The following is a 25,871-nucleotide window of genomic DNA, read 5'->3' as shown; positions in this document are numbered from 1 at the left end:
GCCGCTCCGTTTGCCCTCGACCCGCAGTCGCACACCTCGCTGTCGCCTTGTTTGTGAAGGGGAAGTGGGGGCACCCGTGGCCTGACCACACAGTGCCCGAACGCTACGAGGAGGCATGTTCCGTGAGTGCCGGTGAGAAGGCCAAGGCGAAGACCGAGCAGGCGCAGGGCAAGGCCCAGGAGGCCCTGGGACGCGCCGCCGGGAACGAGCGCATGGAGGCGGAGGGCCAGGCCACGAAGAGCAAGGGCGACGCCCGCGAGGCCAAGGAGAAGACGAAGGACGCGTTCAAGCACTGACCCGCTTGTCGCACGCCCGTGTGGGGCCCCCGGTGCGCAACCGGGGGCCCCACACGGGTGTGCGCGTCTCAGGCTCGCCGGGTGGCGAGGCGGTGGATGCCGTAGGTGATGCGGTGGATGCCGTAGGTGATGCCGAGGATGACGTCGACGGCGGCCCGGAGTGCGATGAAGCCCGACGCCGATGGCGGTGCCCGTGTCGCCGGATGCCCGTACCGGGCCCGGGCGGGAGCCGTAAGACTTTCGTCATGGGCCGGGCGGCCCGGCGCGCCCCGCCTTCCTGTTGACTGGCGGAACCGAACGATCACAGGGGTGGGGCGACATGGGACGCGTGCGCAAGGCGATGTCCGGGCCGCGGACGGCCGGAGTGCTGGTGGGGGTGGTTGCCGTGGCGGGCTTCGGGCTGTACTGGTTCCAGCCGTGGAAGCTGTGGCAGGACGAGACGGTGCGGGAGGCGCTGCCAGGAGCCGCGACGACCGCCCCGGACGTAGTCCTGCCGGACGCACCGTCTGCCCAGCCCTCCCGCAGCCCGGTCACCTTGGCGAGCGGTGAACTGATCAGCCACGAGCACGCGACCACCGGCACGGTGAGCCTCGTGCGTCTGGCCGACGGCAGTCACGTGGTGCGACTGGAGGGGCTCGACACCAGCAACGGCCCCGACCTGCGCGTGTGGCTGACCGACGCGCCGGTGAAGGAGGGACGCGCCGGCTGGCACGTCTTCGACGACGGCCGGTACGTCGACCTCGGAGCGCTGAAGGGCAACAAGGGCGACCAGAACTACGCCCTCCCCCATGACGTGGACCCGTCCGGCCACAGCAGCGTCAGCATCTGGTGCGACCGTTTCAACGTCTCCTTCGGAGCGGCGGAACTCGCCCCGGCGGTCTGACCCCGCCGGTCACGCGGCCGGTCAGGCGGCCGGTCCCGTGACGAGGTCGCCTTCCTCGTCGTACGGCCAGGCGTTCGCCATGCAGCCGTTCAGGCCCTTGATCTGCTGCATCATCACGGGCGCGAGCCGTCCTTCGCCGCCGCAGGTCATGTGGGAGTGGCCGAGGAAGTGGCCCATCTCGTGGTTGATGATCAGCGCGCGGTAGTCGTGGATCGGCCCGTCGAAGGTGGGCGAGCCCTCGACCCAGCGCCGGAGGTTCACCACCACCCCGTCCGGCACCTCGCAGTTGTACTCGCCCCCGGTGTCCTGCCCGATGCCCTCCCAGCACAGGGCGTCCGCCGTGGCAGGGGTGGCGATCTTGATCGAGAGGTCGTGCGGGGCGCCCGCGCCCACCAGCCGGAACGCGTTGTCCGGATCGTGGGTCCAGCCGCGAGGGGCGGCCAGGATCCCGGCGATCTCCTCGGCCGCGTCGGACGGCGAGACGTCCAGCCCGTCCTCGACCTCCACGACGTACCGCAGCGGCCGGGACCCCTCGCCCACCGTCTCCCCGCCGGACCGAGCGGTGACGAACGTCCCGCTGCCCCGCTCCGGCACCTCGATCGTGGTCCGGGTGGGGGAGGGGGCCGTGCGGACGGGGGGCGGTGACGGGGGAGGGGCAGGCGTGGAGGTGGCCCGTGAGGGCCGTGCGTCCGGCGTGCCCTGCTGGGCGGCGCCCGCGTCCTGCAGTTCGGCCCGCAGGAACGCCGCCGCGCCCAGCAGCGCCACCGCGATCAGCACGGTCAGCAGCACGCGCCCTCGTCTGCGGGGGCGCACACGACGGCGGGAGGACGGCCGTCGCCCGCCGGTGCGGCGAGCGGCCGCGCTTCTGCCGGTGGGGGGTTTGGGTCGCCTCTCCCGTACCGGATCTCGTACCGAACGCATGGCAGGTCAATCTGGTCGTCCCAGTTGATCGCCCTGAGCCCACGAGGTCTCGGAACGGTAACGACGGTTCGGCGTCAGGGGATCCAGGGCGGCCGCGTCCGCCGTTCACCCGCCCTGCTTAAACTGCCGCAATGCCACGGATCCTGATCGTCGAGGACGACTCCATCGTGCGGCAGGCCGTGCGTCTGGGCCTGCGGCACCAGGGCCACGAGGTCGTCGCGGTGGAGACGGGCGAGGAGGGGCTGGAGCAGCTCCGCGCCGTCCGCCCCGACGTCGTCGTGCTCGACCTGATGCTGCCCGGCATGTCCGGCCTGGACGTGTGCCGCCGGATCAGGGAGCGCGACCAGGTACCGATCATCATGGTCACGGCCCGCGGCGACGACATCGATGTAGTCCTCGGCCTGGAGACGGGGGCGGACGACTACGTGGTGAAGCCCGTGCAGGCGCGGGTCCTCGACGCGCGCATACGCGCCGTCCTGCGTCGGCAGGACGCCTCCCCGCCGGACGGCGCGCGGCCCCGGCCCGAGACGCACGGCGACCTGGTCGTCGACCGCGCCGGACTGGAGGTGACCCACCGGGGCGAGCCCGTCACCCTCGCTCCCTCCGAACTGCGTCTGCTGCTCACCCTCTCCGCGTCCCCGGGCCAGGTGTTCAGCCGCCAGCAACTGCTGGAAGCGGTCTGGGAACACGGCTACCACGGCGACATACGCCTCGTGGACGCCTGCGTGAAGCGCCTGCGCAACAAGCTCGGCGAGGGCAAGGACCCGCGCTATGTGCAGACCGTCCGCGGCTTCGGCTACCGCTTCGGCACCGGCCGCGCGTGAACGGCGACCCGTCCGCGGAGCAGCGGAACACCCCGGGGCGGGGGGACGTCCCGGACGTGGGGGACGTCCCGGAGCAGCGGAACGCCCCGGACGCGCGGAACACCCGGACGCAGGGGAACCTCCTGGACGCGCGGAACACCCCGCGGCAGGGGAACGTCCGGGACGCCCGGAACACCCCGGACCCGGACCCGGCGTCGCTCGCCGGCCCCCGGCGCCTCTTCCGCGCCGTGGTGACCCGCATCCCGCTCCCCCTCCGCGGCCTGCGCTCCCGCCTCCTGATCTCCTTCGTCCTCGTCGCCATGGCCAGCTCCCTCGGCACCGGCGCCCTCGCCTTCCGGGAGGCGCGCACGGGAGTCCTCCAGCAGAGCCAGGACTCCGTCATCAACCGCTTCCGCGCGAGCGTCGAGGCCGTCGCGCCCGCCGTCCCGCACGCCCCCGCCGCGTCGGACCTCCAGTGGACGGTCAACCAGATCATCCACGACAACCGCCTGTCGGGCTGGCGGGTCATGGCCACCTACGGCGACCGCCGCGCGTACGCCCCCACACCCCGGTTCACCCGGCCCAGCCCCGAGATGCTCCGCTCCGTGCGGACGCGGCGCGCGGCGGTGTTCCAGCGGGTGAACGTCGACGGCAGCCCCCGTCTCCTCGTCGGCATGCCGATGACGTACACGACGGAGGACGGGGAGCAACGGCTCTCCGGGGTGGTGATGTACCTGGAGGTGCCGCAGACCGCGGAGGAGGGGTACGTCGAGGCGATGGTCAGCGGCATCGAACGGGCCACCCTGGTGGCGCTGTGCCTCGCCGTCGTCCTGGCGCTGCTGGCCGCGAGCGGCGTACTGCGCCCCGTACGGGCCCTGCGCGGAGCGACGCGCAAGATGGCCGCGGGCCGGCTCGACGTGCGGCTCAAGGTGACCGGCTCCGACGAACTGGCGGATCTCTCCCGCTCGTTCAACGAGACGGCCGCCGAACTGGAGCGGACGGTGGCGGAGCTGCGGCGCCTGGAGGCGCGAGGCCGCCGGTTCGTGGCGGACGTCTCCCACGAACTGCGCACCCCGCTGGCGGCGATGACGGCCGTCACCGACGTCTTGGACCAGCGGGTCGAGGGCGAGACGGGCGAGGCGCTGCGACTTGTCAGCGAGGGCACGCAGCGGCTGAGCGTGCTGGTCGAGGACCTGATGGAGATATCCCGCTTCGACGCGGGCGCGGCGCGGCTCAACCGCGACGACATCGACCTCGCCGAGTCCGTCCGGCGCACCGTCGCCTCCCGCTGGCGCCCGGAGGAGGTCGGACTGCGGCTGCCCCCTCCGGGCGAGCTGCGCGCCCGCGTCGACCCGCGCCGGCTCGACGTGGTGACCGCCAACCTGGTCGGCAACGCCCTGCGCCACGGCGAACCGCCGGTCCGGGTGACGCTGGAGGCGCGGGACGGCCTCGCCGTCCTCGAGGTGACCGACAACGGCCCGGGCATCGCGGAGGAGGTGCTGCCGCACATCTTCGAGCGGTTCTACAAGGCGAGCACCTCACGGGCGAGGAGCGGGCACGGCGGCGGGGACGGGGACAGCAGCGGCCTGGGCCTGGCCATCACGGCGGAGAACGTCCGCCTCCACGGCGGCCGTATCCACGCGGCGAACCGCCCGGGCGGCGGGGCGGTCCTCACGGTGGAGCTGCCGCTGGACCTGGACGGCGAGGGAGGCGCGGAGTGAGACACAGGGTGAGGCTTCTCGCGGGACTCACGGGACTCATGGGGCTCACGGCGCTGACCGGATGCGGAGTCCCGGCGTCCGACGTCATCGAGGCGGGCGCCCCGGCGAGCGGAATGCCGGGGCCGGTCCCGACGGCGGACCTGACGGCGCCGGCCACCGTCCCGCTCTTCTTCCTGAAGGACGGCGAACCGACGGCGTACCTCCGCCCGGCGACGGACGCGGCCGACCTGACCTCGGTGGTCCGCCTCCTCCTCGATGGCCCGAACGAGAAGGAGGAGGCGCTGTCGGCGACGACGGACCTCCCGCGCCTGTCGGGCGCTCCGTCGGTGACGGTGACCGACGGCTTCACGATCGCGGTGACCCTCCCGGACACTCCCACGCCGGTGTCCCGCGAGGCTCTCCTCCAACTGACCTGCACGGTCCGCTACGCCTCCCCGCAGGCCCCCACGGCGGTCCCCCACCCGTCGGACACCCCCGGGGAGGCGGCCCGCCCCGTCCCCGCCCTCAAGGTCAGCGGCACGTCCTGGACGATGACGTCCCCGACCTCGGCCTGCCCCACGAACCCGCCGGCCGAGACCGGAGGGGGCGGGCCGTTCCCCGGAGACGGGGAACGCTGACCGGCGACTCGAACCCGACGGGCCCCGCCCGTCCCGCCGCCGACTCCGTCGTGCGGCGTGCAGACGACCCACCCCCGCGTCGGGTCGAGCGGTGCCGTCCGTCCACCCCCGGACGAACGGCACCGCGGCCTCTCGCCGAGCCGTCTACTTCGCCGCCTCCAGCGCCGCCAGGGCCTGTGCCCAGCGGACGTACTTCAGGTTCGCCAGGTCCGCGACGGTCTTCACGCCGAACGCCTCCTGCAGCAACTCGCCGTCACGGTCGGAGACCCCCTTCAGCGCGGCGACGGGCGCGTCGAGGATCTCCGGCAGGCTCTTGTCCGCCCACGACTTGTCCAGCACCTTGTCCAGGTCGATCGAGGCCATGAGTGTCGTCTCCAGGGATGCGCGGCCGGGCAGGACCCGGACCTGAGTCTCTACAAACGTGTAGAAGAATAGGCGCGTCCCGTGGGCCGGGGGCGGCCTTCCTCCCCACGGCGCCGGAAACGGCCGAATACCGCCCCTGACCTGGCCGGACACCCCCCTGGACCCCCTGACGCACGATCGCAGGCACCCGCCCGCGGTGCCGCACATGCGAGGAGAAGCACCCGCACGATGTCCGAGCAAGGAGCACGCCCGGCCCGTACGGCCCTGGCCGCACGGGCCCGCGCCGTCACGGAGGCGCACTGGTTCACCGCCGCCGTCGTCACGCTGATCCTCGCCAACGCCGCACTCCTCGGCGTCGAGACGTACTCCGGGCTGGCCGCCGACTGGCACCGCTGGTTACGGACGGCCGAGCACGTCTGCCTCGCCGCCTTCACCGCGGAGATCCTTCTGCGCCTGGCCGCCCACGCCGACCGCCCCCGCGACTTCCTCAAGGACCCCTGGAACCTCTTCGACCTGGCGGTCGTCCTCTGCGCCTTTCTGCCGGTACTGCGCGAGAACGGCACGGTCCTGCGCCTCCTCCGCCTGGCCCGCGTCCTGCGCACCGCCCGCTTCCTGCCCCAACTGCGCGTCGTCCTGGTCGCGGTGGTCCGCAGCCTCCCCGGCACCCTCAGCTTCCTGCTCGTCGGCGCGCTGCTGCTGTACGTCTACGCCATGGTCGGCTGGGTCTTCTTCGGCCGTGCGGATCCCGAGCACTACGGTTCGCTCGGCCGCGCCGTGCTCACCCTGTTCCTGCTGATGACCCTGGACGGCGTGGGCGACGCGGTCCGCGCGGGCCTGGACATCTCCCGCTGGAGCCTCCTGTACTTCGCGTCCTACGTCCTGCTCGCCTCGTTCGTCCTGGTCAACGTCCTCATCGGGGTGGTGATCACGTCCCTGGGCGAGGCCCGGGACCTGGACCGCGAAACCTCGCAGGCGGCGCCCCCGCCCGCGGGCGACTCCCTGCGCCTGCGCATCGAGGAGGCCCGCCGGGCGCTGGACGCCCTGGAACGCGAACTGCCGGGCGCGGCGCCCCCACCGTCGGACTCCCTGCCGGCGCTGCCCCCACGACGTCGGGCATAGGAGAGCCGGTCGGGACCAGCCGACCGACGGTCGACAGTCACATCTTCTTCACATCGCCATCATCGTATGAACACCTTCGGTATGCTCCGGACGCTTCATTCGCACCACTGAGGGGGGAACCTCATGTTCATCCGGCGCACCGTGACCGCTGCCGCCACCGCCTCCGCCGCAGCCGCGCTCGCCCTCACGGCGGCGATACCGGCGCACGCGGCCGAGTACTCCTCCGCGCTCAAGATCAAGGGTGTGCAGTACGACGCCCCCGGGCGGGACTCCAACAAGTGCTCCGGCGGGAACACGAAGAACGAGTACCTGACGATCAAGAACTACTCGAAGAAGTCGAAGGTCAACCTGAAGGGCTACAAGGTCAGGGACAAGGCCGGCAACACCTTCGTCTTCAAGTCGAACCACATCCTGGAGCCGGGCGACTACGTCCACCTGCGCGGGGGCCGGGGCACCGACTCGGACGGCAAGAACGTCGTGTACCGCCAGAACTGCAACTTCATGTGGAACAACGACAAGGACACGATCTACTTCTACAAGCCGGGCGGCAAGCCGGCCGACATCCACGCCTACACCAAGAAGGCGCACGACAAGGACGGCAACGGCTACATCAAGTACCACGGCTGACGGCACGTCCGCCTCGGCAGGTCCGGCTCGGCACGAAGGGCCCGGGGCCGTCGTCGTCCCCGGGCCCTCCCGCTGTACCGCCTCAGGCGCGCCCGAGCGCCCCGCCTCCCCTCCGTCCGCGCCGGACCGACGCCGCTCCCCGCGCGACGGCCACCGCCCCCGCCGCCAGCGCCCCGCCCCCCGCGAACACCGCCAACGCCGGCCAGGCGTACGTCGTCTGCGCCAGCGTCCCCGACCGGAACATCAGCAGACCGACCAGCGAGCCGAGCTGGGTGAGGACGAGGACCGGCAGCGTCAGCGGCAGCAAGCGCAGCACCGTCCACCACCACGCCCGCCCCTCCCGGCGCCGCGCCCACACCCCCGCCCGCAGCACACCCCGCACTCCGAGCCCCACCGCCGCCACCGTCAGCGCCGCCAGCACCCAGTCCGCCGTCATCGAGAACGGCTTCTCCACCTCCGGCTCCACGCCCCGCGCGAGGTCGACGAGCCCCGACGTGATCTGCGCGGCGTCGTCCCCGGCGAGCATCCCCGTGTTGGTGACGACCGCGATGCCGACTCCGCTGTCCGGCAGCAGTGTGGCCATGGCGTTGTGGGTGAGGAGCTGCCCGTTGTGCCGGATCACCTCGGTGCCGGAGTCGTCCCGGTGCCCCAGCCACCCCATCGCGTACTCGGTGTCCGCCGGCGCCGTCGGCGGGGTGTGGGTCAGCGCGACGGTGCGGGCCGTGGCGACACGGCGGCCCTCCGCGGAGACGCCCCCGTTGCTCTGGGCGACCAGCCACCGCGCGAGGTCGTCGGCGGTGGTGACGACACCGTGGCCGCCCGCCGTGAACCACCGCGGGTGCGGGCGCGCGACCACGGTGCCGTAGGCACGGACGTACCCCCGCGCCCCGTCGGGCATCTCGCTCGTCGAGTCGACGGACACGGTGTCCGTCATCCCCAGCGGTCGGAAGACCTCCGCGGACAGGTACTCCGCGAACGGCCGGCCGCTCACCACCTCCACCAGCCGTGCGGCGACGAAGTAGTTGGGGTTGTGATAGCGGTACCGGCTGCCCGGATCGGCGGAGAGCGGCGCTCCCCTCATCGCGGCGACGGCCTCCTCCAACGTGTACGGTTGCGCCCGCGTGAGATCCGGGTACGCGAAGTCGTCCATCCCGGAGGTCTGCGTCAGGAGCTGCCGGACGGTGATCTCCCGGTGGCGCCCGTCGGCCATGACGAACTCCGGCAGGTACCGGACGACGGGCAGGTCCAGCTCCACCTCCCCCGCCTCGACGAGCTGCATCACCGCCAGCGCGGTCATCGCCTTGGACAGCGAGGCGACGGGCAGCCGCGTCCGCCCGGTCATGTCCCGCCCGGTCGCCGTGTGCCCGTACCCGGCCGTGTGCACGACCCGCTCGCCCTTCGTCACGGCGACCACCGCCCCGGGCAGCCCGGTCTGCTTCACGTACTCCTCGACGAACCGGTCGACGGAGTTCGCGTCCAGCACGGCCCGGGACGACGACGGGGCGGCGGCGGGGGCAGCCGGTACGACACCGACGGTGAGCGCACCCGCGAGGCCGATCGCGGCCGTGACGGTGCCGAGAACAGAGGTCAGCTTCATGCCGCCCACTGCACCCCGCGCCACCCCTCCGGCACACGGGCACTCACACGAGTCCCGGAGGTAGTGCGCGCACTACTGTCCCGCGCCCGCCGCCTCGCTAGGTTCGACGGATGCGACACCGGACCGCCTGGCAGGCGCTGGGCCAGAACCCGTTGAAGGTGCTCGGCTCCAGCTGGCCGTGGCGCTCACTCGCGTACCTCACGACGGGCGTCGCTCTCGGCGCCGTGGCCGTCTCGGCACTCCTCGTCCTGCTCGTCGCGGGCGTCGTGTCGCTCGTGGTGCTGATCGGCGCCCCGATCCTCCTCGCCGCCGCCCTGTCCGGCGTCGCCGTCACCCGCTTCGAGCGCCGGCGCCTGCGCCTGGTGGACCTCGACCCCGTACCCGACCCGCACCGCGCGCCCGACGCCCCGGGCCTCAAGGCCTGGGTACGGACCCGGCTGCGCGAGCCGGTGACCTGGCGCGAGCTGGGCTTCACGGTCGTGTCCGCGACGGCGCTGTGGTGGGTGGACCTCCTCGTCCTGGCCTTCGCCCTCGCCAACCCGGTCCTCCTGATCATGACGCCCGCCGGCGATCTCGGCGATCCCGGAGCCTGGTCGGTGGCGGTGGTCGGCGTGATCCTGCTGGCCGCGGCGCCCTACACCATCACCGCCTGGGCCGGCGCCCGCGCGGCCGTCACCCGGCTGATGCTGGCGCCCCGCGACGACGAACTGGGCCGTGAACTGACCGACGTACGCGCGTCCCGTGCCCGTCTGGTCGACGCATTCGACGCCGAACGGCGGCGTATCGAACGTGACTTGCACGACGGTGCGCAGCAACGGCTGGTCTCGCTCAACGTGATGCTCGGCCTGACCGCGCTGGACACCGAGCCGGGCTCGCCGGTGGCGACGCGTCTGGCCGAGGCGCAGGAACAGGTCACGCTCGCGGTCGAGGAGCTGCGCGAGCTGAGCCGCGGGGTCCACCCGAAGGCGCTGACCGACCAGGGCCTGGCGGCCGCGGTCGAGAACGTGGCGGCGCGCTCCTCTCTTCCCGTCACGGTGGACATACGCCTGCCGCACCGGCTCCCGCTCCCTGTGGAGACGACGGCGTACTTCGCGGTCGCGGAGGCGCTGGCCAACGCGGTGAAGCACAGCGGGGCGAGCGGGGTGGAGGTGCAGGCGCGTCTGCACACTGACGTGCTGACCCTCTCCGTCCGCGACGACGGCGTCGGTGGCGCCGACCCGTCGGTGGGTACGGGACTCGTGGGCCTGGCGGACCGCATCGCCACGGCGGACGGCAGATTCCGTGTGTCGAGTCCTCAGGGTGGGCCTACGCTGCTGCACGTGGAGCTGCCGTGCCGCTGACCGTCGTACTCGCCGAGGACTCCCCGCTGATGCGGGACGGTCTGGTCGGGGTCCTCACCCGCTTCGGCCACGAGGTCCGGGCCGCCGTGGGGGACGCGGACGCCTTGACCACCGCGGTCCGTGAGCACGCCCCGGACATCGTCGTCACCGACGTCCGCATGCCGCCGGACAACACGGACGACGGCCTGCGCGCGGCGGTGGCCCTGCGGCGCGAACACCCCGCCCTGCCCGTCCTGGTCCTCAGCCAGTACATCGAGCAGTCCTACGCCGCCCACCTGCTCGACCTGGGCAGCGACAGCGGCGTCGGCTACCTGCTGAAGGACCGCGTCAGCGCGGTGAGCGAGTTCGTCGAGGCGGTCACGCAGGTCGAGGCGGGCGCGACGGTCGTCGACCCGGAGGTCGTACGCCAGCTCCTCAACCGCCGCCGCGACCCCCTGCAACGCCTCACCCCGCGCGAGCGCGAGGTACTCGCCCTGATGGCGGAGGGCCGCACCAACACGGCCATCGCCCGCGAGCTGTACGTCACGGAGGCGGCGGTCAACAAGCACGTCAGCAACATCCTGCAGAAGCTGGACCTCCACCTGGACGGGCAGACGCACCGGCGGGTGCTGGCGGTGCTGACGTACCTGCGGGCCTGACCACGCTGCCTCAGCCGGCGACGTCCACCCCGTACCCGCGGGCGAGGACGTCGAGACCGTGGTCGTACCCCAGGTCCAGGGCGACGGTCTCGCGTCGGGTCCTCATGCCAGAGACTCGAAGTAGGCCTTCTGCGCCGGGTAGTAGTCCTCGAAGTCGGGCCGGGGCTCGTCCGTGCGTGAGGCGGTGAGCATGTCCAGGTAGTACTCCCAGTCGGGGCCGGTCGAGCCCAGCTGATCCGTGGAGGTGAGGTGGTGGATCAGCCGGACCTCGGTGGTTCCCCCGGTCTCGGTCAGCAGCAACTCGAGCGGCCAGGAGCCGGCCTCGTCCTGCATCGAGACGGCGAGCCGCCGCGGGGGCTCGCACGCTTCGATCCGGATCGGGCACCAAGGCGCCGACTCCTCGTACGACAACTGCACTTCGACGGTGCGGCCGGGCGCTGCCTCACCGCGCCAGGGGCCGAACCAGCGGGCGGTGCGTTCGGGTTCGGTGACGCTTGCCCAGACGTCGTCGGCGGAGGCGCGGTAGGTGCGGGTGAGGATCAGGTCGTATCCGGACGGTGTGGGGACGAGCCGTCCAGTGGGTTCGGGCTTCATGCAGTCTCCTCCTCGGGAGGGTGCGGGGTGGTGACGGAGGCGGCCCGGGACCGGTCCCGTCGGGTGCGGTGGACCTCGGTCTCCAGCGCCGCGAGGCGCTGCGACCAGCCCGGGTGCCGTGTGTCGAACTGGCCGAGCCACGTGGCGAGGGCGCTCAGCCCGGTGGCGACGAGCGTGTAGCGGCGGTGCCGTCCCACCTGCTCGTCCCGGACCAGGCCGCTCTCCCGGAGTACTCGCAGATGACGGCTTACCGCCGGGCGGCTGACGGGGAACCGGGCGGCGATCTCCCCCGCCGTCAGCGGCGTGTGGCGCAACATGGACAGGATCTCCCGGCGCACCGGATCGGCGACGGCGGCGGCCACTTCGGTCAGCGCGTCCGCCCCGGTCGGCCCGTCCCTCCCGGCCGGCTCGCCCGCCTGGATCAACCCGTCCACTTCGCTCAGTCCACCCACCTGTAAAGCGTAACCCATCGGTTACGCGTTTCCCGGCACTTCGCGGACGCGTGGTGCAGCAGAGTCAGGGCACCTCGCGGGAGACGGCTCCACCCACGGTCCGGCCAGGCGCAGTCGGCGTTCCCGCAATGCGGTCTCGCCGGTTCGCCGGGGCGTCACATCGCGGCGACGCCCTCCTGCCGGACTCGGCGAACGCGGGCAAGCCCTCGGCGGCGGGGACCTCGGTGAGGGACCGTTCCTCTCGAGGCGTGAGCCGTCGATCGTGACGGAGGTGGAGTCCTGGGTACAGGCGAACTTCTCGTCCCCGACCACGACGATGCTGTCCGCCCTGCGCTTCGGCCGATGGCGGGACGTCCACGCCGACCTCGCTGATCCGGGCGTCTGTGTCGGTTCGTAGGCCAAGAGCCTGCCGGACGCTCCACTCGGGCTGAACAGCCCTTCCGACTGCCCTGCGACCGGTTCAGATTTGGCCGAGGTCGATCTCCGCTGCGAACGGGGCGGTGATCTTCAGGACGCCGGCGAACACGTCCCCCTCGCGGTACGTCCTCGTCGCCGGGTCGAGCAAGTACGTGTACACCAGCGGTGTGCCCGTGGCGGCCTGCTCGATCCGCCAGTAGAAGCCGATCCCGGCCTTGGCGTACTGGTCCACCTTCACGATCCGGTCGGTGGTCTCCGAGCCCGGCGACACGACTTCGGCCACGAGCAGTACGTGCTCGGGCCGGGTGGGCGTGATATCGATCGTGTCCGCACGGTAGACGGTCACGTCGGGGCGGCGATTGGTCAGTGGGACGTCCTGAAGCCGGACGTCGAAATCCGTGTCGGCGTTCCAATCGGGGCCGGCCGCGGCGTCCAAGGCGTTCGCCAGGAGCCGGGCCAGCCGGTTGTGCCGCTTGGAGGCGCTAGGGCTCACGACGACCATTCCGTCCACGATCTCGATGCCGGCGCACTGCTCCTCGGACCACGACTCGTACTCCTCGGCCGTGATCTGCTGGTGCATCCACGCCGGGGCCACCATCTCGGCAGTCATGAAACGCCTCCCGGACACTGTGCGGCGGGCCCGATCCCGCTGCCCTCAGCGTACTGACTCCCAAGCGCCGGGGCGGTACGGAGACCTTTGCCGCCTTGACGTATTCCCTTGCCGAGTGGAAGAGCGGCGTGTGGGCCATGAGCATCGGGCTTGACCCACCACGCTGCCGGTCCGGCGCCGGCCTGCGATTCGTTCAACGGCTCTGCTGCTCATGTCCTCCCCCAGCGATCCAGACGATCAGTGTTCTGACGCGAACCTGGCACGCTGCGAGTGATCACAGTGGACAGCAAGAGGACCCAGGTCTTCGCCGTGCGCACCACAGGGAGGAGCCGTCGGCGGACTGTTGGTGCGGTTGTGGTGCGGCAGTCGCCCACAGGTGTCCAGACAACAAAGAACCCCCGGGTCGATGACCTGGGGGTTTCATATGGAGCGGGTGACGAGAATCGAACTCGCGCTCTCAGCTTGGGAAGCTGATGTTCTACCATTAAACTACACCCGCGCAAGATCCAGATCCGCTCCGTCGGGAGTGGTCCGAACGCTCGCTCACTCTACCTCATCGCAGGCCCCCGGTGTCCAAGACCCGGGGGCCTGACGGTGTTTCAGGGTGTGGAAGCGGCTGCGGCGGGCACACGGCGAGGCGTACCGTGAGGCCGTGGCGAGCGTCCGGGGTGCCGCCTGGAGGACCGTTCCTTTCATCCCGTAACGTGGCTTTTGTCGTCAGGGCAGCAAGCCAGACGCGGCTCTTGGGGAAGGGACTCTTGGACTTGATGGAGCGCACCGTCGTCCGCTGTGCCGATGGGCACGTGTTCACCGCCGCCTCGTTCCCGATGCAGCAGGCCGAGCGCCTCGGCCCCGGCCGGCTGCTGCGGTGTCCGCGCTGTGCGCGGCTTCGCAGTGTCGTGCCGGTGGCCTTGCAGAAGAGGTAGCCGGGCAGGGTCGGCAGGGAAACCCGCAGACAGAGGGCGCAGGCGCGCGGGGCGGCCGGGTTCGGTCGCCGCGCGCGCCTTGCGTATTCTCGGGGCGTGCTTCTCTCAGACAAGGACATCCGGGCCGAGATCGACGCCGGGCGGGTGCGGATCGATCCCTACGACGCATCCATGGTGCAGCCGTCCAGCATCGACGTACGTCTCGACCGCTACTTCCGGGTGTTCGAGAACCACCGCTACCCCCATATCGACCCCTCGGTCGAGCAGACGGACCTCACCCGGCTCGTGGAGCCGGAGGGCGACGAGCCGTTCATCCTGCACCCGGGCGAGTTCGTGCTGGCGAGCACGTACGAGGTCATCACGCTGCCCGACGACCTCGCCTCGCGCCTGGAGGGCAAGAGCTCGCTGGGGCGGCTCGGCCTGGTGACGCACTCCACGGCCGGCTTCATCGACCCCGGGTTCTCCGGGCACGTGACCCTGGAGCTGAGCAACCTCGCCACGCTCCCCATCAAGCTCTGGCCCGGCATGAAGATCGGGCAGCTCTGCATGTTCCGGCTCACCTCGCCGGCCGAGCACCCGTACGGCAGCGAGCGGTACGGCTCCCGTTACCAGGGGCAGCGCGGGCCCACGGCCTCGCGGTCCTACCTCAACTTCCACCGGACGCAGGTGTGAGCGGCATGCGCGAGAACCTCAGCTACGAGCAGTTCGGCGTCGCCGTCCGCGAGCTCGCCCAGACCATCGCCGACGACGGCTACCAGCCGGACGTGGTGCTCAGCATCGCCCGCGGCGGCGTCTTCGTCGCCGGCGGCCTCGCCTACGCCCTCGACTGCAAGAACATCCACCTCGTCAACGTGGAGTTCTACACGGGCGTGGGCACGACCCTCGAGATGCCCGTCATGCTCGCGCCCGTCCCCAACTCGATCGACTTCACCGACAAGAAGGTGCTGATCGCCGACGACGTCGCCGACACCGGCAAGACCCTCAAGCTGGTCCGCGACTTCTGCCTCGACGCCGTCGCCGAGGTGCGCAGCGCCGTCATCTACGAGAAGGCGCAGTCGCTGGTGAAGTGCGAGTACGTGTGGAAGCGCACCGACGAGTGGATCAACTTCCCGTGGAGTGTTTTGCCTCCAGTACGTAAGTCAGGGGAGCCGATTGCGCCCTCGAAGGAGGCCCTATAGCTCTAGGGCGCGGCGGACCCCTGTTGCAAACGCGGGGGTGTCAGCGCCTACCGATATGCTCCTGCCGTCCACTTCCGGTCCATCCCGCGCCTCAGCCCAAGGTGTTGAGGACCCCGAAACCATCGGGGTAGGCACGACCCGACAGGAAGTGAGACATTGCGGTACTGCGAGAGTCTGAGCAGCCGGAAGAGCCGGATGATCGGGGACGGGGACATACGAAGACCCAGATCCTGATTGCGGTCCTTACGACTTTGACGGCGATCGCAAGCTGTGTGGAACAGCTGGCGGCGCGCTAGCGCGGCGAAGAAGTGGGCGGTGAGCCGGACGAAGGCAGGGCAAAGTAAAGCGAGCCCGGCCGTGACTTAGTCGGCCGGACCCGCTCAACGACTCCACGCATGAGCCCGGATCCTGGCGGCAACCAGGGCCGGGCTCCTCTGCGTAGAGCCAAACCTTGTGGAAGCTTCCCTGAAAGGGGAGCCAAGCCCGTTCATGCTCCCCTTTGACTATAGCTCGCAGGTCCTCGCAGGTCCTCGCAGGTCCTCGCAGGTCTGGCGCCGTATATGGCCCGCGGCGGATGCTCTGATCAGGCACTATCGCAAACGGGCTGCTGCAGGGTGAGCGACGGGGCAGTGGAGTGAACTGCTCCGCCCAGCCCTGGACGGGTCGCATGGAGGGTCCTCGCGCGTAAGCCGGCACTAGTGAGCACTGCTAGGCGGTACACATCTACGGGCCTCATCCTTATCAGGTCAACCACTGGGGCCGCCGAGGCAGGAGGAAAGGTGCCTGGCTCCGCTGCCAAGACCGCTGGGGACCGCTTCCGTCCAGCCCTGTCCGCAGCTGTTGGTGTCAGCTACTGGTGTCAGATCGGCTGTCAGTGCTTCATGGCACCCTGCCGCCATGACGACAACGACAGAGCTGACCCTCTTCGCCGATTACTTCCAGATACATGTATCCGATGCGGATTCGGACGGTGATCTAAGCGACGCGTGGACAGACCAGGCCGTTGCCGATCACCTCGCGGTTGCACGGGATGCGCTGGGTATCGGCACGGTGGTCAATGTCAACGTATCCGTCACTCTGGTCGTCCTGCCTCACGAGCCGAGTGATGACAGCTCGGAATTCGATCACGTTGTTGAGGCCAGCCTCGATGTGCCGTCGGGTCGCCTGATGGTTCTGGGCTGCACGGACTATGCCCCCGATGCGGCCACGTTCGAGGTCGCGCCAGGCTGGAACCGCGTCCGCGTATCCCAAAGCAACTTGGCTCGGGCAGCTCAGGCCGACGTCGACTCCGACGAGAGCCCCGAGACGACTGAGAAGATCCGTATCCAGGTGTGGGCGGCCTCGGAGTCTCCAGCAACGATCACCAAGCGATGGTCTTAGCCCGATGGAGTCTCTGATAGCTGGCTCGTCTGCCCGTCCTTCGAGCTTCACCGTGACCACCATCAGTTACCCACCACTCTCCCCAGCTCCCATCCCGTCCGCCGTCGACCCACACACCGTGGAGCGGGCGTGGTTCAGGGCGTCCAGGTGGAGCGCGCCACTGTACGAACGACCTGGACGCCCTGGGCCGCGTCTGCTCGGCTCTGCCTGGGTCGATGGTGGACGGGATGGGAGCACCCCGCTCATGCCACTACCGGCCCGCGCCGCGGGGCATGCGCTCCCGTGTCGTCGGGCTGGTGGCTCCGGTGAACACGAGCAGGGGGGCCAGGCCGCGCTTGTACAGGTCCACGGCGGTGTCAGCCACCCCCAGGTCGTGACTGCCCAGTCCGATGGCCACCGAGCACGGCCGAGGCGCATGGCCCATCTGGTGGTAGTCCCATACGCGCCGGGCGTCGGCCCAATCCTGCGTCGAGATCACTGCTGTCCTTCTCCATCCCTCGCCGAGTCGGGCACCTTGAAGTCGTACTCCCACGCGAAGCGTGATGCCGCGTGTACCCCGATGGCGAACTCCACGACGGTGCCGTCCGCCGTGTACGTCGTCCGGTGCAGCTCGACCACCGGTTCGCCCGGCGGCAACTGGAGCTGCTTCACCTCGTCCGGGGTGGCGGCGCGAGCGAACAACTGCTCCTTCATGTGGTCGATCTCGTAACCCGCGTCGTACAGCACGCGGAATCCGCCGCCTCGGCCAGCGGGGCCTGGGTGCGGTCGGGGTAGAGCGGATGGAGGTCGAGGCAGGCGGCGATGAGCCGGGCCGGGTGCTCTGGGACGTCGAGCAGGACCAAGGCTTCCTTGTTGCCGATGCGGGTGCCGGGGGACGAGCCATGGCCGAACGCGTCCGTGCTTGCTGATGTCGAGGCGGACATCGCTGCCTTGACGAGGGCTGCGAAGGCCAAAGAGATCACGGTCTCAACGCTGCTTCAGCTCCTGCCGGACCTGGAGCGGCGGCGGGACGAGTTGAAGCTGGAGCGAGGGCGCCACAGCAAAACCCGTCAGCAAACGGCCTCACTGAGCATCGACACCATCGAGGACTTCCGCGCGCTCCCCATCGAACGCCAACAGGCATTGATCTTGCACAGCCTCTCGGCGGTGCTGATCCATCCGGCGGGAAGGGGAGCGCGCAGGTTCGACCCGAGCTTGATCGAGCCCGTCTGGCACTGACACGCAACACCCAGAACGCGAGGCTGCGCATCCGCCGGCCTCGCGTTCTTACGTATCCGCGAAACGTCCTGACCAGGCAAAAGACTGCGAACCAACTACCGTCATCGAGTCAACGACGCCTGGAGCGTCTTGCCGCCGGTCACCCCCTCCGGTGAGGCGCCCGCCGTGAACCGGGAAGCCCTCTAGCCAGGTCCGGTCACAGCAGCACCACGATTTTTCCGCGCACGTGCCCGCCCTCCGACCGGGCGTGCGCCTCGGCGATCTCCTTCAGCGGGTACGTCCGCGCCACACGCGGGGTGTAGCGGCCCTGCGCGCCGAGCTCGGCCGCCTCGGCGAGCCACGCCGAGTCGTTCGCCGCGTTGGCCACCCGCACCCCCAGACGCTCCGCGTTGCGGTGGTCGGTGACCGTCACCACCCGGGCCGGGTCGCCGGCGATCTCCACGAGGGCGTCCAGCGAGCCGGAGCCGGCCGCGTCGAGGACCAGGTCGATCCCGTCCGGCGCCAGGACGGCCAGACGCTCGGCGAGGCCCGCGCCGTAGGTCGTCGGCACGGCCCCCAGCGCCGTGAGGAACGCGTGATTGTGCTCGCCGGCCGTGCCGATCACCGTGGCGCCCTGGGCCACCGCGATCTCCACCGTCGCGCCGCCGACCCCTCCGGCGGCGCCCTCGACCAGGAGCGTACGGCCGGACAGCGGGCCGAGCGTCTTCAGGCCGCTCAGCGCCGTCACGGCGGCCAGGCCCGCCCCGGCCGCCTCCTCGTCGCTCCACTCCGCGGGAGCCGGCGCCCAGGCCGACAGCACCGCCAGTTCCGCCGTGGCGCCCGTCACCCCGCCGAGGCCGAAGACGCGGTCGCCGACTCCGACGCCTTCCACTCCGGCGCCGATCCGGTCCACCCGGCCCACGGCGTCACGGCCGGGGATCGCCGGCAGGTCCACGGGAAGGACGTCCCGCAGGGCGCCGCTGCGGACCTTCCAGTCGACCGGGTTGACGCTCGCCGCGGCGACCCGGATCCGGATCTCGCCCGGGCCCGGTACCGGGTCGGGGGCCTCCTCGACGGTGAGCACCGTCGTGTCGCCGTACTCGTGGTAGCGGGCTGCGCGCATGATGATCTGCCTCCTGTTGCCGGGAAAGCCGGAATGACTTCGACACCCACGACGCTAGGACCTGACGTCGGCGTCAGATGCAAGTCGCGCGCCGCACGTCGGGTGACGGCCGTCGATCGGAAGGCTCGTATGCGGATCGGTGAGGTGGCGCGGAGGGCCGGGGTGAGTGTCCGGGCGCTCCGCTACTACGAGGAGCAGGGGCTGCTGCCCGCCGAGCGCGGCCCCGGAGGCCAGCGGCAGTATCCCGGCTCCGCCGTCGACCGGGTCCGTCTGATCCGGCAGCTGTTCGCCGCCGGGCTGGCCAGCCGCTCCGTGCGCGAGGTGCTGCCGAGCGTGTACTCCGGCTCGGTCCCGCCAGGGCTCGTGGAGCATCTGGAGAACGAGCGGGTGCGGATCAGCGAGCGGATCGCGGAGCTGTCCGAGGCCCGTGAACGGCTCGACGCCGTCATCGCCAACACCCGTAATCCGCCGCCGGAATGCCGCCATCCGCGGGAGTAGTCACAAAGGGAAAGGGCTCCGCAGGGCGCCTCGCACCATCACGTCCGTCACAACGGGGACGGCCCCCGGCGGGATGTCCACACCGGGGGCCGTCCTCGTCTTCCGCGTTCGGGTCAGTGCAGGCCCTTGAACGAGTTCCAGCCGCCCGAGCCGACCAGCACCCGGCTGCTGTACGCGCCGGTTCCCGTGGACGCGTACCGCCACAGCTTCCCGGCGGTGTCGCGGGCCAGCAGGTCGGTGCGGCCGTCGCCGGAGAGGTCGCCGGTGCCGACGACGGCGGAGTAGATGTTCCAGCCGCCGGCGAGCCGCTCCCGCTTGGTCACGCTGCCGGCGGCGGTGCCGTAGTACCGCCACAGGACACCGGCGGAGTCCTGGCCGAGCAGGTCGCCGCGTCCGTCGCCGTTCAGGTCGCCGGCGCCGGTGATCCACTTGTACAGCTTCCAGTTCAGCTGGATCCGCACCCGGGTCTTGAGGTGGTGGTCCGCCGTGCCCGCGTAGAAGTAGATGTCGCCTGTCGTGGTCTGGCGGGCTATCAGGTCGGTGTAACCGTCGCCGTCGAGGTCGCCGGGTGACGTCAGCTGGTCGTACTGGCCCCAGCCCTGGCCGATCACCGTGTACGGCGACGAGGCGCCGACGACCTTGCCGCAGCCGGGGCGGTAGGCCCGCAGCTCGTTGCCCAGCCGGACCAGTACGTCGGCGCACCGGTCGCCGTCCACGTCGCCGACGGGCACGAGCACCGCTCCGGCGGGAAACGCCCCTGCGGTGCCGGCGGTGCGGGAGTTCACTCCGCCGGTCCCGGTACCCCGGTACATCCACACGACCCCGGCGGAGTCCGTGGCGAGCAGGTCGCCGAAGCCGTCGTCGCCCGCCATGTCCCGCCACACCGCGGCGCCCCCGGTGACCGGCACGGTCCCGGAGACGGACAGGTCGGCGCCGGTGCCGTCGGCGGGCTTCGCGGTCAGGGTCCAGGTGTAGGCGCCGTTCGGCACGTACCGCCCGGCCGCGTCCTTGCCGTCCCAGGAGGCCGACAGGAAGCCGCGGGCCTCGCCGCCGGACAGGGCGCGCACGGCCTTGCCGCTCGCCTTGTTCTTCCAGGTCAGCGTCCAGGAGGCGGCGGGCTTCGACAGCCACCAGCGCGACGTCCAGGTCTTTCCGGCCTTGATGTCCAGGGCGGACGACGACGTCTCCGCGTCGATGACGGCGATGCGGGAGGCAGGGACGCCCGAGGGGACGATCCGCACCCGGCGGTCCGCGCCCGCGTAGGCGACGTGTCCGCCGAAGCGGTCCACGGTCCATCCGGCCCGGGGCACGGTCCGGTCGCCCAGTTCCGCCGCGGTGACGATGACGCGCCGGGGCAGGTCCGCCTCGGTGGCACCGGCCTGGAAACCTTCGTGCAGGTCGACGAGGGTGAGGCCGGTCGCGTCCGACTGGCGGACCAGGTAGCCGTCCCCGAGGAGCGTCTTGTCGGTGCCGAGCTTCAGGGAGCGCTTGGCCTGCCGGTCGTAGAGGCCGCCGCCCCGGTAGTTGGGCCAGGAGTCGTGGCACTGCCAGTACACCCAGCGCCCCACGGCCTGCAGTTCGCGGGGGACGCACCCGGCGTCGAAGGTCTCGCCCGCGGCTCCCGTCGACAGGTCCTTCGCCGTCACCGTGGTCGGGAGGTTCAGCCCGGGGTCGTCCCAGCCGGCGGTGGCGCTCCACAGGGTGCTGCCCCAGGCGGCCGACGCGACGATCTTCCGCTTCTCGAGGACGCTTCCGGCGTTGCCGTCCTCGAAGCGCAGGACGGCCTGCGAACCGCCCCAGGCCTGATTCACCACGCCGTACCGGCCGGACAGGTCGACGAGTTCGGGGCTGCCGAGTCCGGAGGTCACCCGCGGGCCCCAGGCGGAGTCGCCGTTGCGGTAGAGCATGGTGACGTCCTGCTCGGTGCCGGCCTCGCGGCCGTGGTGCCCGTCGCCGGAGGCGAACATGGTCACGCAGGGGCCGCTCTCGGAGTCGCCGCAGTCGACGTCACGGCCGCTGACGAGGCCGTCGACGGTCGAGTGCAGCTCCTCGGGACGCCCGGAGGTCTTCAGCCAGGTGCTGCGGTAGCCGCCGACGTAGGTGCCCGGCATGTAGAGCTTGGAGTCGTCGGCGGTGGTGAGGATGCCGCTGCCCAGCGAGATGCCGAACGGTTCGGCCTCCCGGTCCTCGATGTCCGCGACGCGCTTGCGGGTGACGGTGCCGTCGGCGGCGGGCGTGAGGAGGTAGTACCCCCAGTCGAGCGGGCCGTAGTCGGTGTCCTTCTCGGCGCCGGTCACCAGCAGGGAGCCGTCGGGCGTGCGGTGCACCGAGGGGGAGGCGACGGTCAGCAGCGACTTCCAGTTGCCCTCGGTGTCCTCCAGGGCGAGGTGGTTGCCGCGGTACTCGTTGGCGCCGGGGTTGGGCGGGGCCACGGTGGCGAACTGGCCGGCGAAGGGGAGGATCGTGTAGTCGTGCGCGCCCACCTCCCGCAGGTCCAGGGTGGTCGGCTCCGCGTCCAGGTCGTCCCGTCGGTACACCTGGGCGGCGTACGGCTCCGGGGCGCCGAGGTGGAAGACGGTGTCCTGGTCGAACCAGACCTGCTCGCCGTGGGTGGAGAGTGCCTTCACCGTGCCGGTGGCGAGGTCGACGACCCACCACCCCTGGTGCATCGTGGTGTCCTCCCACTTGATCGCGCGGACGGCCACGGACCGGGAGTCGCCGGTGCTGATGGTGAGGTTCCAGCCTTCCGGCAGGCCCTCCAGCTTCTGGTCCCGCACCTGGCCGTCCTCCGTGCGCAGCAGGTGCAGGCTCGTTTCGGCGTCCTCGGCGCCGGTGCGGGTGATGACGGTGTCGCCGTAGGTGGCGACGTACGACTGGCCCTGCGGGATCGGGACCGTGACCGTCGGTCCGTCGCCAGCCCGCTGCTGGAGCGTCACGTGCGGGGACGGGGAGGCCGCGTAGAGGGCGACGGTGTCGGAGCCGTGACCGAAGTCCCCGGGGTGCCCGGTGAAGCGGAGGCCGTCCACGTCGTAGGCGAGCGGCTTGGCCAGCCGGTGGTCGAGGACGGTCGTCGTGCCGGTGGCGTAGTCGATCCAGCGCAGGCGGTCGTCGCCCTCCTGCGCGGAGAGGAAGCCGGTCTCGCCGGTGTTGAGGACGAGGGTGGCGCGGGGCACGAAGCGGGCGCCGGGGCTGACGACGACGGGTTCGGCGGACGCCGTGGTCGTGTCGGCAGTGGCCGTCCCCGTCGTGGCGCCGATGCCGGCGGTCACGGCGAGCGTGACGATGAGAGCGGTACGGCCGAGCGCACGCCGACGGCGCACGGCCCGCTTGTCCAGCGGACGATTCACTTGTGAAGTCCCTCCCCAGGGCGCCGCGCAGGGGGGCGTGTCACGATGTCGCCGCTCGTCCTGCGCGAGCAGGGGGACAGTAGCAGGAGGTGATCACGGCGCGGCAGGGGTGGGCCCCGGCGTGACGTGCACACCGGGGGTCCGACCGGGCGGGCCCGGAGCGGGTCTAGAACGTGCCGAGCTTCACGATCGACAGCAGCGCGATCAGCTGGATGGACGAGGCGCCCAGGGCCTTCGGCCAGGGCAGGTCGTGCGAGCGGCTCACCATGAGGGTGAGCAGCGCGCCGCCCGCCACCCACGTGGCCCAGCCGAGGATCTGCACGAACGCGGCGTCGCCGCCCGCGAACATGGCGAACACCAGACGCGGGGCGTCGCTGATGGACATGATCAGCATGGACAGGCCGACCGTGGGCTGCCAGGCGCCGTTGCCGCCGAGCTGGCGGGCCAGCGTGTGGGTGACCACACCGAGGACGAACGCGCTGATCACCATCGCCACGGCCGTCGTCAGCACGATGGGGATCGCGTTGGACAGCGTCGCGTTGATGGCGTCCTCGCGGGCGCCGTCGAAGCCGAAGACGGCGAGCAGGCCGTAGAGGAACGTCACGACGAGGGCGGGGCCCCACATCGTGTAGTCGCGCATCTGAAGGAACGTCTGCGGCGGCGCCAGGACGATGCCCTTCAGCAGGGCCTTCCAGTGCAGCCGAGGGCCGACCGGGCCGGCGGGCGGCTGGTAGGCGTCGTCCTGGTGGTACGGGTCGCTGATGGAGAACGCCTGCGTGTGACCGGGGTTGTTGGCCGCGTACGGGTCGTGCGGGGCGCCCTGGGGTGCGGCGGGGTAGCCGCCGTCACCGAAGTACTCGGGCTCGCCGTGACCGCCGTGACCCCCGCGCCCTCCGTAGCCGCCCGGGCCGCCGTGACCGGCGTGCGGCTGCGGCCAGGGGTTTCCGCCGCCCGCGCCCTGCCCGTAGGCGGGCGGCTGCGGTGCCTGCGGATAGCCGTACGAGGGCGCCTGCGGCGTCTGCCGCCCGTGCGGGGGGTGGGGCGGGCGCCCCTGGGGCGCACCGTCGTTGTTCCGTCCGCGTCCGATCCTGAATCCAGCCACGCCCTCGAACGTACCTGTTCCCGGGCGGCCGTGTGCCGGGCCCCGGCCACGCGGGCGGGCATTGCTGCCGAGCTGTGACATCCCCTAAGGGGAGTACCCGGACCCGCCTCGGGGCGGGTCCGGGCGGGCGGTCAGGAGTTGTTGTGGGACGGGCCGAAGAACTCGATCTCGGCTATCGCCACCTGCTTCTTCGGGCCCACGTCGTAGGCCGACCGCAGGACGAAGCGGACGGTCGTCACCTCGCCGACCCGGAACGAACGGCGCTGGCCGCCCGCGCTCTGGTCGAGGGTGAGGGTACGGGTGATCTTCTCGCCGTCGGCGAGGGTGATCTGCGCGTCGATGCGGCGCGGAAGGGCCGACTCCGACAGCTGGTCCGCGCGGGTGGAGGTGCCGGGGGTGATCACCAGGTCCAGCAGCCGGGTCGGCTGGTCGAAGGTGACCTCCAGCCACTCGCCCTCGGCGGCCTGCGCGATGCCGGGACCCCACCATGTGTTGTTCAGCTTGTCGAAGGCGAGTCCCGCGCCGTGCCCGGTGTACGACCGGGACGCCTTCACGGCGGACGGGCCGACCGGGGCGCGCTTGGCGAAGTGGTCGCGGGTGGCCTGGATCATCGTGCCCAGGTTCATCACCAGGGCGACGACGAGGCCGATCACCACGGCGCCGACCACCCAGTTCCACACCCGGCCGAACCCCCGGTGCAGACGCGGCCGTTCACCCGCCCACGCCGCCTCGGCGGTGCGGTCCGCGAACATGCGGCGCCACCACGGGAGGCGCTGCGGGGCGTCCTCGTCGCGCGCCATCGACATGGCGCAGCGCGCGCAGAAGTGCCGTTCGGGGCGGTTGGGGGTGGAGCACCAGGGACACGGGACACCGCCCTCCGCGTCGGCCTGCGGTCCCACGGTGCGGACCTGGGGACGGCGGGCGGCCGTCCGGCCGGGGAGCACCGGGGCGACGTCGGGGTCCTCGGGCCCCTCGCGCCGTTCGCTGTCGGCGACGGGGACGAGGAGCGAACGGGCCCGCTCGGCCGCGTCGGTGTCGGCACTGCCCTGGGCGCGTGGCGGCTCGGTGGCCGTTGACGGCACGGCGGGCAGGGGCTCGGTGTCGTCCTCGGCGTCCGTGGCCCGGTCCCGGTCGTCCGGGGGGACGGCGGTCGAGGCCGGGTCCCGGCCGCCCGCGGCGGCGGACGCCGCGCCGTCCGTGCGACTCGCACCGGCCGGGCTGCCTGTGCCGGCCTCGCCGTCCATGCCGGCCGCACGGCTGCCGCCGGCCGGGACGGCCCCGGCACCACCGGAGGCCCCGGCCGACCCGGCCGGACCGTTGGCCGCGGTGGCGCCGGATGCTTCCGCCGCTTCGGCCGGCCGCCCGACGGCACCGTAGGCCCCGGCGGCGGAGCCGCCGGAAGCTGCCGCGGCCGGGGCCGCGGGCTCCGTCGTCCCGGCCGCGGATTCCGTCCGCGCGGGCTCCGTACGGACGGGCTCCGTACGGACGGGCTCCGTACGGACGGGCTCCGTACGGGCCCGCTCGGCGCGGCCCGCGAGGCCGCCCCCGTCGGCCCACCCCAGCACCGCTCCGCACGAGTCGCAGAAGGACTGGCCGGGTTCCGCCGGGGTGCCGCAGTCGGCGCAGCGGGAGGCGGTCCGGCCGCCCGGGCCGGAGGACGGGCTGGTCATCTGTCGGTGGTCCTTTCGGCGACGGCCGAGGTGACGACCTCGACCGTGTACGGCATGTGGGCGGGACGGGCGGCCGCGACGAGGGCGTCCAGCCGGTGGTGGTCGGCCGACGTCGGGTCGGGCAGCCGGAGGGTGACGTGCAGGTGCGGGCGGCGGTCGCCGGGGACCGGGCCGAGCGGGCGGGCGTGCCAGGCGGCGGCGCCGCTCTCCCGGATCTCGGGCGGCACGCCGAAGACCAGGCGTACGGCCTCGGACAGCCCGCGCCGGGTGCCGCGCACGCGGTGCAGACGGGCGGCGGCGGCCACGGCGGCCCGCAGGCGCAGCTCGGCCGGGAGGGCGCCCGCCCGGCCCGCGCCGGGGCGGACGCCGTTGGTCTCCGCGAGGGCCGGACCGATACCGGAACCGATACCGGGACCGACGCCGGAAGCGCCCGCCGGACCGGCGTCAGGCCC

At 71.7% G+C, this 25,871-nt stretch carries 25 protein-coding genes, 1 tRNA gene and 3 pseudogenes; 15 read left to right on the top strand and 14 right to left on the bottom strand.

Annotation, left to right across the window (positions count from 1 at the left end):
• Positions 1-122 precede the first annotated feature (122 nt).
• The gene (locus ACF1AG_RS13145; RefSeq protein ID WP_078493159.1) at positions 123-296 is read left to right on the top strand and encodes a CsbD family protein; all 174 of its coding nucleotides are present in this window, start codon (positions 123-125) and stop codon (positions 294-296) included.
• A 319-nt stretch (positions 297-615) separates the two neighbouring features.
• The gene (locus ACF1AG_RS13140) at positions 616-1,179 is read left to right on the top strand and encodes a DM13 domain-containing protein (protein WP_359600260.1); all 564 of its coding nucleotides are present in this window, start codon (positions 616-618) and stop codon (positions 1,177-1,179) included.
• Positions 1,180-1,200: 21 nt separating this feature from the next.
• Here ACF1AG_RS13140 and ACF1AG_RS13135 read toward each other — a convergent pair whose 3' ends face one another.
• Entirely contained in the window at positions 1,201-1,968 is a 768-nt protein-coding gene (locus ACF1AG_RS13135; protein ID WP_387795927.1) for a DUF3152 domain-containing protein, read from the bottom strand.
• 263 nt (positions 1,969-2,231) lie between these two features.
• Here ACF1AG_RS13135 and ACF1AG_RS13130 point away from each other — a divergent pair, with 263 nt between their 5' ends.
• The 3 genes from ACF1AG_RS13130 (at position 2,232) to ACF1AG_RS13120 (ending at position 5,241) form a co-directional block, all read left to right on the top strand.
• Entirely contained in the window at positions 2,232-2,924 is a 693-nt protein-coding gene (locus ACF1AG_RS13130) for a response regulator transcription factor (protein ID WP_359600263.1), read from the top strand.
• Positions 2,925-3,151: 227 nt separating this feature from the next.
• Positions 3,152-4,624: a sensor histidine kinase gene (locus ACF1AG_RS13125; RefSeq protein WP_387796126.1), complete on the top strand. Its 1,473-nt coding sequence runs from the start codon at positions 3,152-3,154 to the stop codon at positions 4,622-4,624.
• On the top strand, positions 4,621-5,241 hold the full coding sequence (locus tag ACF1AG_RS13120) for a hypothetical protein (RefSeq protein ID WP_387795926.1): 621 nt from the start codon (positions 4,621-4,623) through the stop codon (positions 5,239-5,241). The genes ACF1AG_RS13125 and ACF1AG_RS13120 overlap by 4 nt, the downstream gene beginning before the upstream one ends.
• 144 nt (positions 5,242-5,385) lie before the next feature.
• On the opposite strand, the gene ACF1AG_RS13115 is transcribed toward ACF1AG_RS13120, so the two are convergent.
• Complete coding sequence (locus tag ACF1AG_RS13115) at positions 5,386-5,604, bottom strand: hypothetical protein (RefSeq protein ID WP_359600267.1); 219 nt, start codon at positions 5,602-5,604, stop codon at positions 5,386-5,388.
• Positions 5,605-5,832: 228 nt separating this feature from the next.
• Here ACF1AG_RS13115 and ACF1AG_RS13110 point away from each other — a divergent pair, with 228 nt between their 5' ends.
• The gene (locus ACF1AG_RS13110; protein ID WP_387795924.1) at positions 5,833-6,723 is read left to right on the top strand and encodes an ion transporter; all 891 of its coding nucleotides are present in this window, start codon (positions 5,833-5,835) and stop codon (positions 6,721-6,723) included.
• Between the two features lie 123 nt (positions 6,724-6,846).
• The gene (locus tag ACF1AG_RS13105) at positions 6,847-7,350 is read left to right on the top strand and encodes a lamin tail domain-containing protein (RefSeq protein WP_359600270.1); all 504 of its coding nucleotides are present in this window, start codon (positions 6,847-6,849) and stop codon (positions 7,348-7,350) included.
• Between the two features lie 82 nt (positions 7,351-7,432).
• On the opposite strand, the gene ACF1AG_RS13100 is transcribed toward ACF1AG_RS13105, so the two are convergent.
• Positions 7,433-8,947, bottom strand: coding sequence for a serine hydrolase domain-containing protein (locus ACF1AG_RS13100; RefSeq protein WP_387795922.1), 1,515 nt, complete (start codon positions 8,945-8,947; stop codon positions 7,433-7,435).
• A 110-nt stretch (positions 8,948-9,057) separates the two neighbouring features.
• Between ACF1AG_RS13100 and ACF1AG_RS13095 the strand changes: the two genes are divergently transcribed.
• Both ACF1AG_RS13095 and ACF1AG_RS13090 read left to right on the top strand, forming a co-directional pair.
• Positions 9,058-10,287 carry a sensor domain-containing protein gene (locus ACF1AG_RS13095; protein ID WP_359600273.1) on the top strand — a complete coding sequence of 410 codons (1,230 nt, stop codon included), beginning with the start codon at positions 9,058-9,060 and terminating at the stop codon, positions 10,285-10,287.
• Positions 10,278-10,925: a response regulator gene (locus tag ACF1AG_RS13090; RefSeq protein WP_391809751.1), complete on the top strand. Its 648-nt coding sequence runs from the start codon at positions 10,278-10,280 to the stop codon at positions 10,923-10,925. The genes ACF1AG_RS13095 and ACF1AG_RS13090 overlap by 10 nt, the downstream gene beginning before the upstream one ends.
• A 102-nt stretch (positions 10,926-11,027) precedes the next feature.
• Here ACF1AG_RS13090 and ACF1AG_RS13085 read toward each other — a convergent pair whose 3' ends face one another.
• Both ACF1AG_RS13085 and ACF1AG_RS13080 read right to left on the bottom strand, forming a co-directional pair.
• Positions 11,028-11,519, bottom strand: coding sequence for an SRPBCC family protein (locus ACF1AG_RS13085; RefSeq protein WP_391809750.1), 492 nt, complete (start codon positions 11,517-11,519; stop codon positions 11,028-11,030).
• Positions 11,516-11,971: an ArsR/SmtB family transcription factor gene (locus tag ACF1AG_RS13080; RefSeq protein ID WP_391809749.1), complete on the bottom strand. Its 456-nt coding sequence runs from the start codon at positions 11,969-11,971 to the stop codon at positions 11,516-11,518. The genes ACF1AG_RS13085 and ACF1AG_RS13080 overlap by 4 nt, the downstream gene beginning before the upstream one ends.
• 262 nt (positions 11,972-12,233) lie before the next feature.
• Between ACF1AG_RS13080 and ACF1AG_RS13075 the strand changes: the two genes are divergently transcribed.
• Positions 12,234-12,368 carry a hypothetical protein gene (locus tag ACF1AG_RS13075; RefSeq protein ID WP_359745845.1) on the top strand — a complete coding sequence of 45 codons (135 nt, stop codon included), beginning with the start codon at positions 12,234-12,236 and terminating at the stop codon, positions 12,366-12,368.
• A gap of 63 nt (positions 12,369-12,431) precedes the next feature.
• On the opposite strand, the gene ACF1AG_RS13070 is transcribed toward ACF1AG_RS13075, so the two are convergent.
• Positions 12,432-12,998 carry a Uma2 family endonuclease gene (locus tag ACF1AG_RS13070; RefSeq protein WP_359600279.1) on the bottom strand — a complete coding sequence of 189 codons (567 nt, stop codon included), beginning with the start codon at positions 12,996-12,998 and terminating at the stop codon, positions 12,432-12,434.
• A gap of 425 nt (positions 12,999-13,423) precedes the next feature.
• Positions 13,424-13,497 (bottom strand) — tRNA-Gly (locus ACF1AG_RS13065).
• A gap of 523 nt (positions 13,498-14,020) precedes the next feature.
• Here ACF1AG_RS13065 and dcd point away from each other — a divergent pair.
• The 3 genes from dcd to ACF1AG_RS13050 all read left to right on the top strand — a co-directional run bounded on the left by dcd (position 14,021) and on the right by ACF1AG_RS13050 (position 16,482).
• Positions 14,021-14,596: a dCTP deaminase gene (gene dcd, locus ACF1AG_RS13060; protein WP_093549193.1), complete on the top strand. Its 576-nt coding sequence runs from the start codon at positions 14,021-14,023 to the stop codon at positions 14,594-14,596.
• A gap of 5 nt (positions 14,597-14,601) precedes the next feature.
• Entirely contained in the window at positions 14,602-15,102 is a 501-nt protein-coding gene (locus ACF1AG_RS13055) for a phosphoribosyltransferase (RefSeq protein ID WP_391809748.1), read from the top strand.
• A gap of 897 nt (positions 15,103-15,999) precedes the next feature.
• Positions 16,000-16,482 carry a hypothetical protein gene (locus ACF1AG_RS13050; RefSeq protein WP_391809747.1) on the top strand — a complete coding sequence of 161 codons (483 nt, stop codon included), beginning with the start codon at positions 16,000-16,002 and terminating at the stop codon, positions 16,480-16,482.
• A gap of 262 nt (positions 16,483-16,744) precedes the next feature.
• On the opposite strand, the pseudogene ACF1AG_RS13045 reads toward ACF1AG_RS13050, so the two are convergent.
• Both ACF1AG_RS13045 and ACF1AG_RS13040 read right to left on the bottom strand, forming a co-directional pair.
• Positions 16,745-16,960, bottom strand: a pseudogene (locus ACF1AG_RS13045) (YdcF family protein); the annotation flags it as partial.
• A pseudogene (locus tag ACF1AG_RS13040) lies at positions 16,957-17,247 on the bottom strand (UTRA domain-containing protein); the annotation flags it as partial. The pseudogenes ACF1AG_RS13045 and ACF1AG_RS13040, both read right to left, overlap by 4 nt.
• 132 nt (positions 17,248-17,379) lie before the next feature.
• Here ACF1AG_RS13040 and ACF1AG_RS13035 point away from each other — a divergent pair.
• Complete coding sequence (locus tag ACF1AG_RS13035; protein ID WP_391809746.1) at positions 17,380-17,700, top strand: hypothetical protein; 321 nt, start codon at positions 17,380-17,382, stop codon at positions 17,698-17,700.
• 196 nt (positions 17,701-17,896) lie between these two features.
• On the opposite strand, the gene ACF1AG_RS13030 is transcribed toward ACF1AG_RS13035, so the two are convergent.
• Positions 17,897-18,802 carry an NADP-dependent oxidoreductase gene (locus ACF1AG_RS13030; RefSeq protein ID WP_359600316.1) on the bottom strand — a complete coding sequence of 302 codons (906 nt, stop codon included), beginning with the start codon at positions 18,800-18,802 and terminating at the stop codon, positions 17,897-17,899.
• Between the two features lie 129 nt (positions 18,803-18,931).
• Here ACF1AG_RS13030 and ACF1AG_RS13025 point away from each other — a divergent pair, with 129 nt between their 5' ends.
• Complete coding sequence (locus ACF1AG_RS13025; protein WP_359600317.1) at positions 18,932-19,300, top strand: MerR family transcriptional regulator; 369 nt, start codon at positions 18,932-18,934, stop codon at positions 19,298-19,300.
• Between the two features lie 113 nt (positions 19,301-19,413).
• Here the strand turns inward: ACF1AG_RS13025 and ACF1AG_RS13020 are convergent, their stop codons facing one another.
• From ACF1AG_RS13020 to ACF1AG_RS13005, 4 genes and pseudogenes are all read right to left on the bottom strand, one after another.
• On the bottom strand, positions 19,414-22,647 hold the full coding sequence (locus ACF1AG_RS13020) for an FG-GAP-like repeat-containing protein (protein WP_391809745.1): 3,234 nt from the start codon (positions 22,645-22,647) through the stop codon (positions 19,414-19,416).
• 166 nt (positions 22,648-22,813) lie between these two features.
• Positions 22,814-23,830 (bottom strand): YIP1 family protein, encoded by a 1,017-nt coding sequence (locus tag ACF1AG_RS13015; protein ID WP_387795913.1) that lies wholly within the window; start codon positions 23,828-23,830, stop codon positions 22,814-22,816.
• Between the two features lie 50 nt (positions 23,831-23,880).
• Positions 23,881-25,419 (bottom strand): NADase-type glycan-binding domain-containing protein, encoded by a 1,539-nt coding sequence (locus ACF1AG_RS13010; protein ID WP_391809744.1) that lies wholly within the window; start codon positions 25,417-25,419, stop codon positions 23,881-23,883.
• Positions 25,416-25,739: pseudogene (locus tag ACF1AG_RS13005) on the bottom strand (phage tail protein); the annotation flags it as partial. The pseudogene ACF1AG_RS13005 and the gene ACF1AG_RS13010, both read right to left, overlap by 4 nt.
• Positions 25,740-25,871 lie beyond the last annotated feature (132 nt).

Source organism: Streptomyces sp. NPDC014764 (assembly GCF_043082785.1).
GTDB lineage: Bacteria > Actinomycetota > Actinomycetes > Streptomycetales > Streptomycetaceae > Streptomyces > Streptomyces althioticus.
This window is presented reverse-complemented; position numbering and strand designations above follow the sequence as displayed.

Bases quoted from the DNA above. Each gene is read 5' to 3' on its own strand.
- ACF1AG_RS13110 (WP_387795924.1), top strand. From the start codon at position 5,833: ATGTCCGAGCAAGGAGCACGCCCGGCCCGTACGGCCCTGGCCGCACGG.
- ACF1AG_RS13015 (WP_387795913.1), bottom strand. From the start codon at position 23,830: ATGTCACAGCTCGGCAGCAATGCCCGCCCGCGTGGCCGGGGCCCGGCA.
- ACF1AG_RS13100 (WP_387795922.1), bottom strand. From the start codon at position 8,947: ATGAAGCTGACCTCTGTTCTCGGCACCGTCACGGCCGCGATCGGCCTC.
- ACF1AG_RS13085 (WP_391809750.1), bottom strand. From the start codon at position 11,519: ATGAAGCCCGAACCCACTGGACGGCTCGTCCCCACACCGTCCGGATAC.
- ACF1AG_RS13130 (WP_359600263.1), top strand. From the start codon at position 2,232: ATGCCACGGATCCTGATCGTCGAGGACGACTCCATCGTGCGGCAGGCC.
- ACF1AG_RS13030 (WP_359600316.1), bottom strand. From the start codon at position 18,802: ATGCGCGCAGCCCGCTACCACGAGTACGGCGACACGACGGTGCTCACC.
- ACF1AG_RS13050 (WP_391809747.1), top strand. From the start codon at position 16,000: ATGACGACAACGACAGAGCTGACCCTCTTCGCCGATTACTTCCAGATA.
- ACF1AG_RS13140 (WP_359600260.1), top strand. From the start codon at position 616: ATGGGACGCGTGCGCAAGGCGATGTCCGGGCCGCGGACGGCCGGAGTG.
- ACF1AG_RS13070 (WP_359600279.1), bottom strand. From the start codon at position 12,998: ATGACTGCCGAGATGGTGGCCCCGGCGTGGATGCACCAGCAGATCACG.
- ACF1AG_RS13095 (WP_359600273.1), top strand. From the start codon at position 9,058: ATGCGACACCGGACCGCCTGGCAGGCGCTGGGCCAGAACCCGTTGAAG.
- ACF1AG_RS13055 (WP_391809748.1), top strand. From the start codon at position 14,602: ATGCGCGAGAACCTCAGCTACGAGCAGTTCGGCGTCGCCGTCCGCGAG.
- ACF1AG_RS13105 (WP_359600270.1), top strand. From the start codon at position 6,847: ATGTTCATCCGGCGCACCGTGACCGCTGCCGCCACCGCCTCCGCCGCA.
- ACF1AG_RS13025 (WP_359600317.1), top strand. From the start codon at position 18,932: ATGCGGATCGGTGAGGTGGCGCGGAGGGCCGGGGTGAGTGTCCGGGCG.
- ACF1AG_RS13115 (WP_359600267.1), bottom strand. From the start codon at position 5,604: ATGGCCTCGATCGACCTGGACAAGGTGCTGGACAAGTCGTGGGCGGAC.
- ACF1AG_RS13010 (WP_391809744.1), bottom strand. From the start codon at position 25,419: ATGACCAGCCCGTCCTCCGGCCCGGGCGGCCGGACCGCCTCCCGCTGC.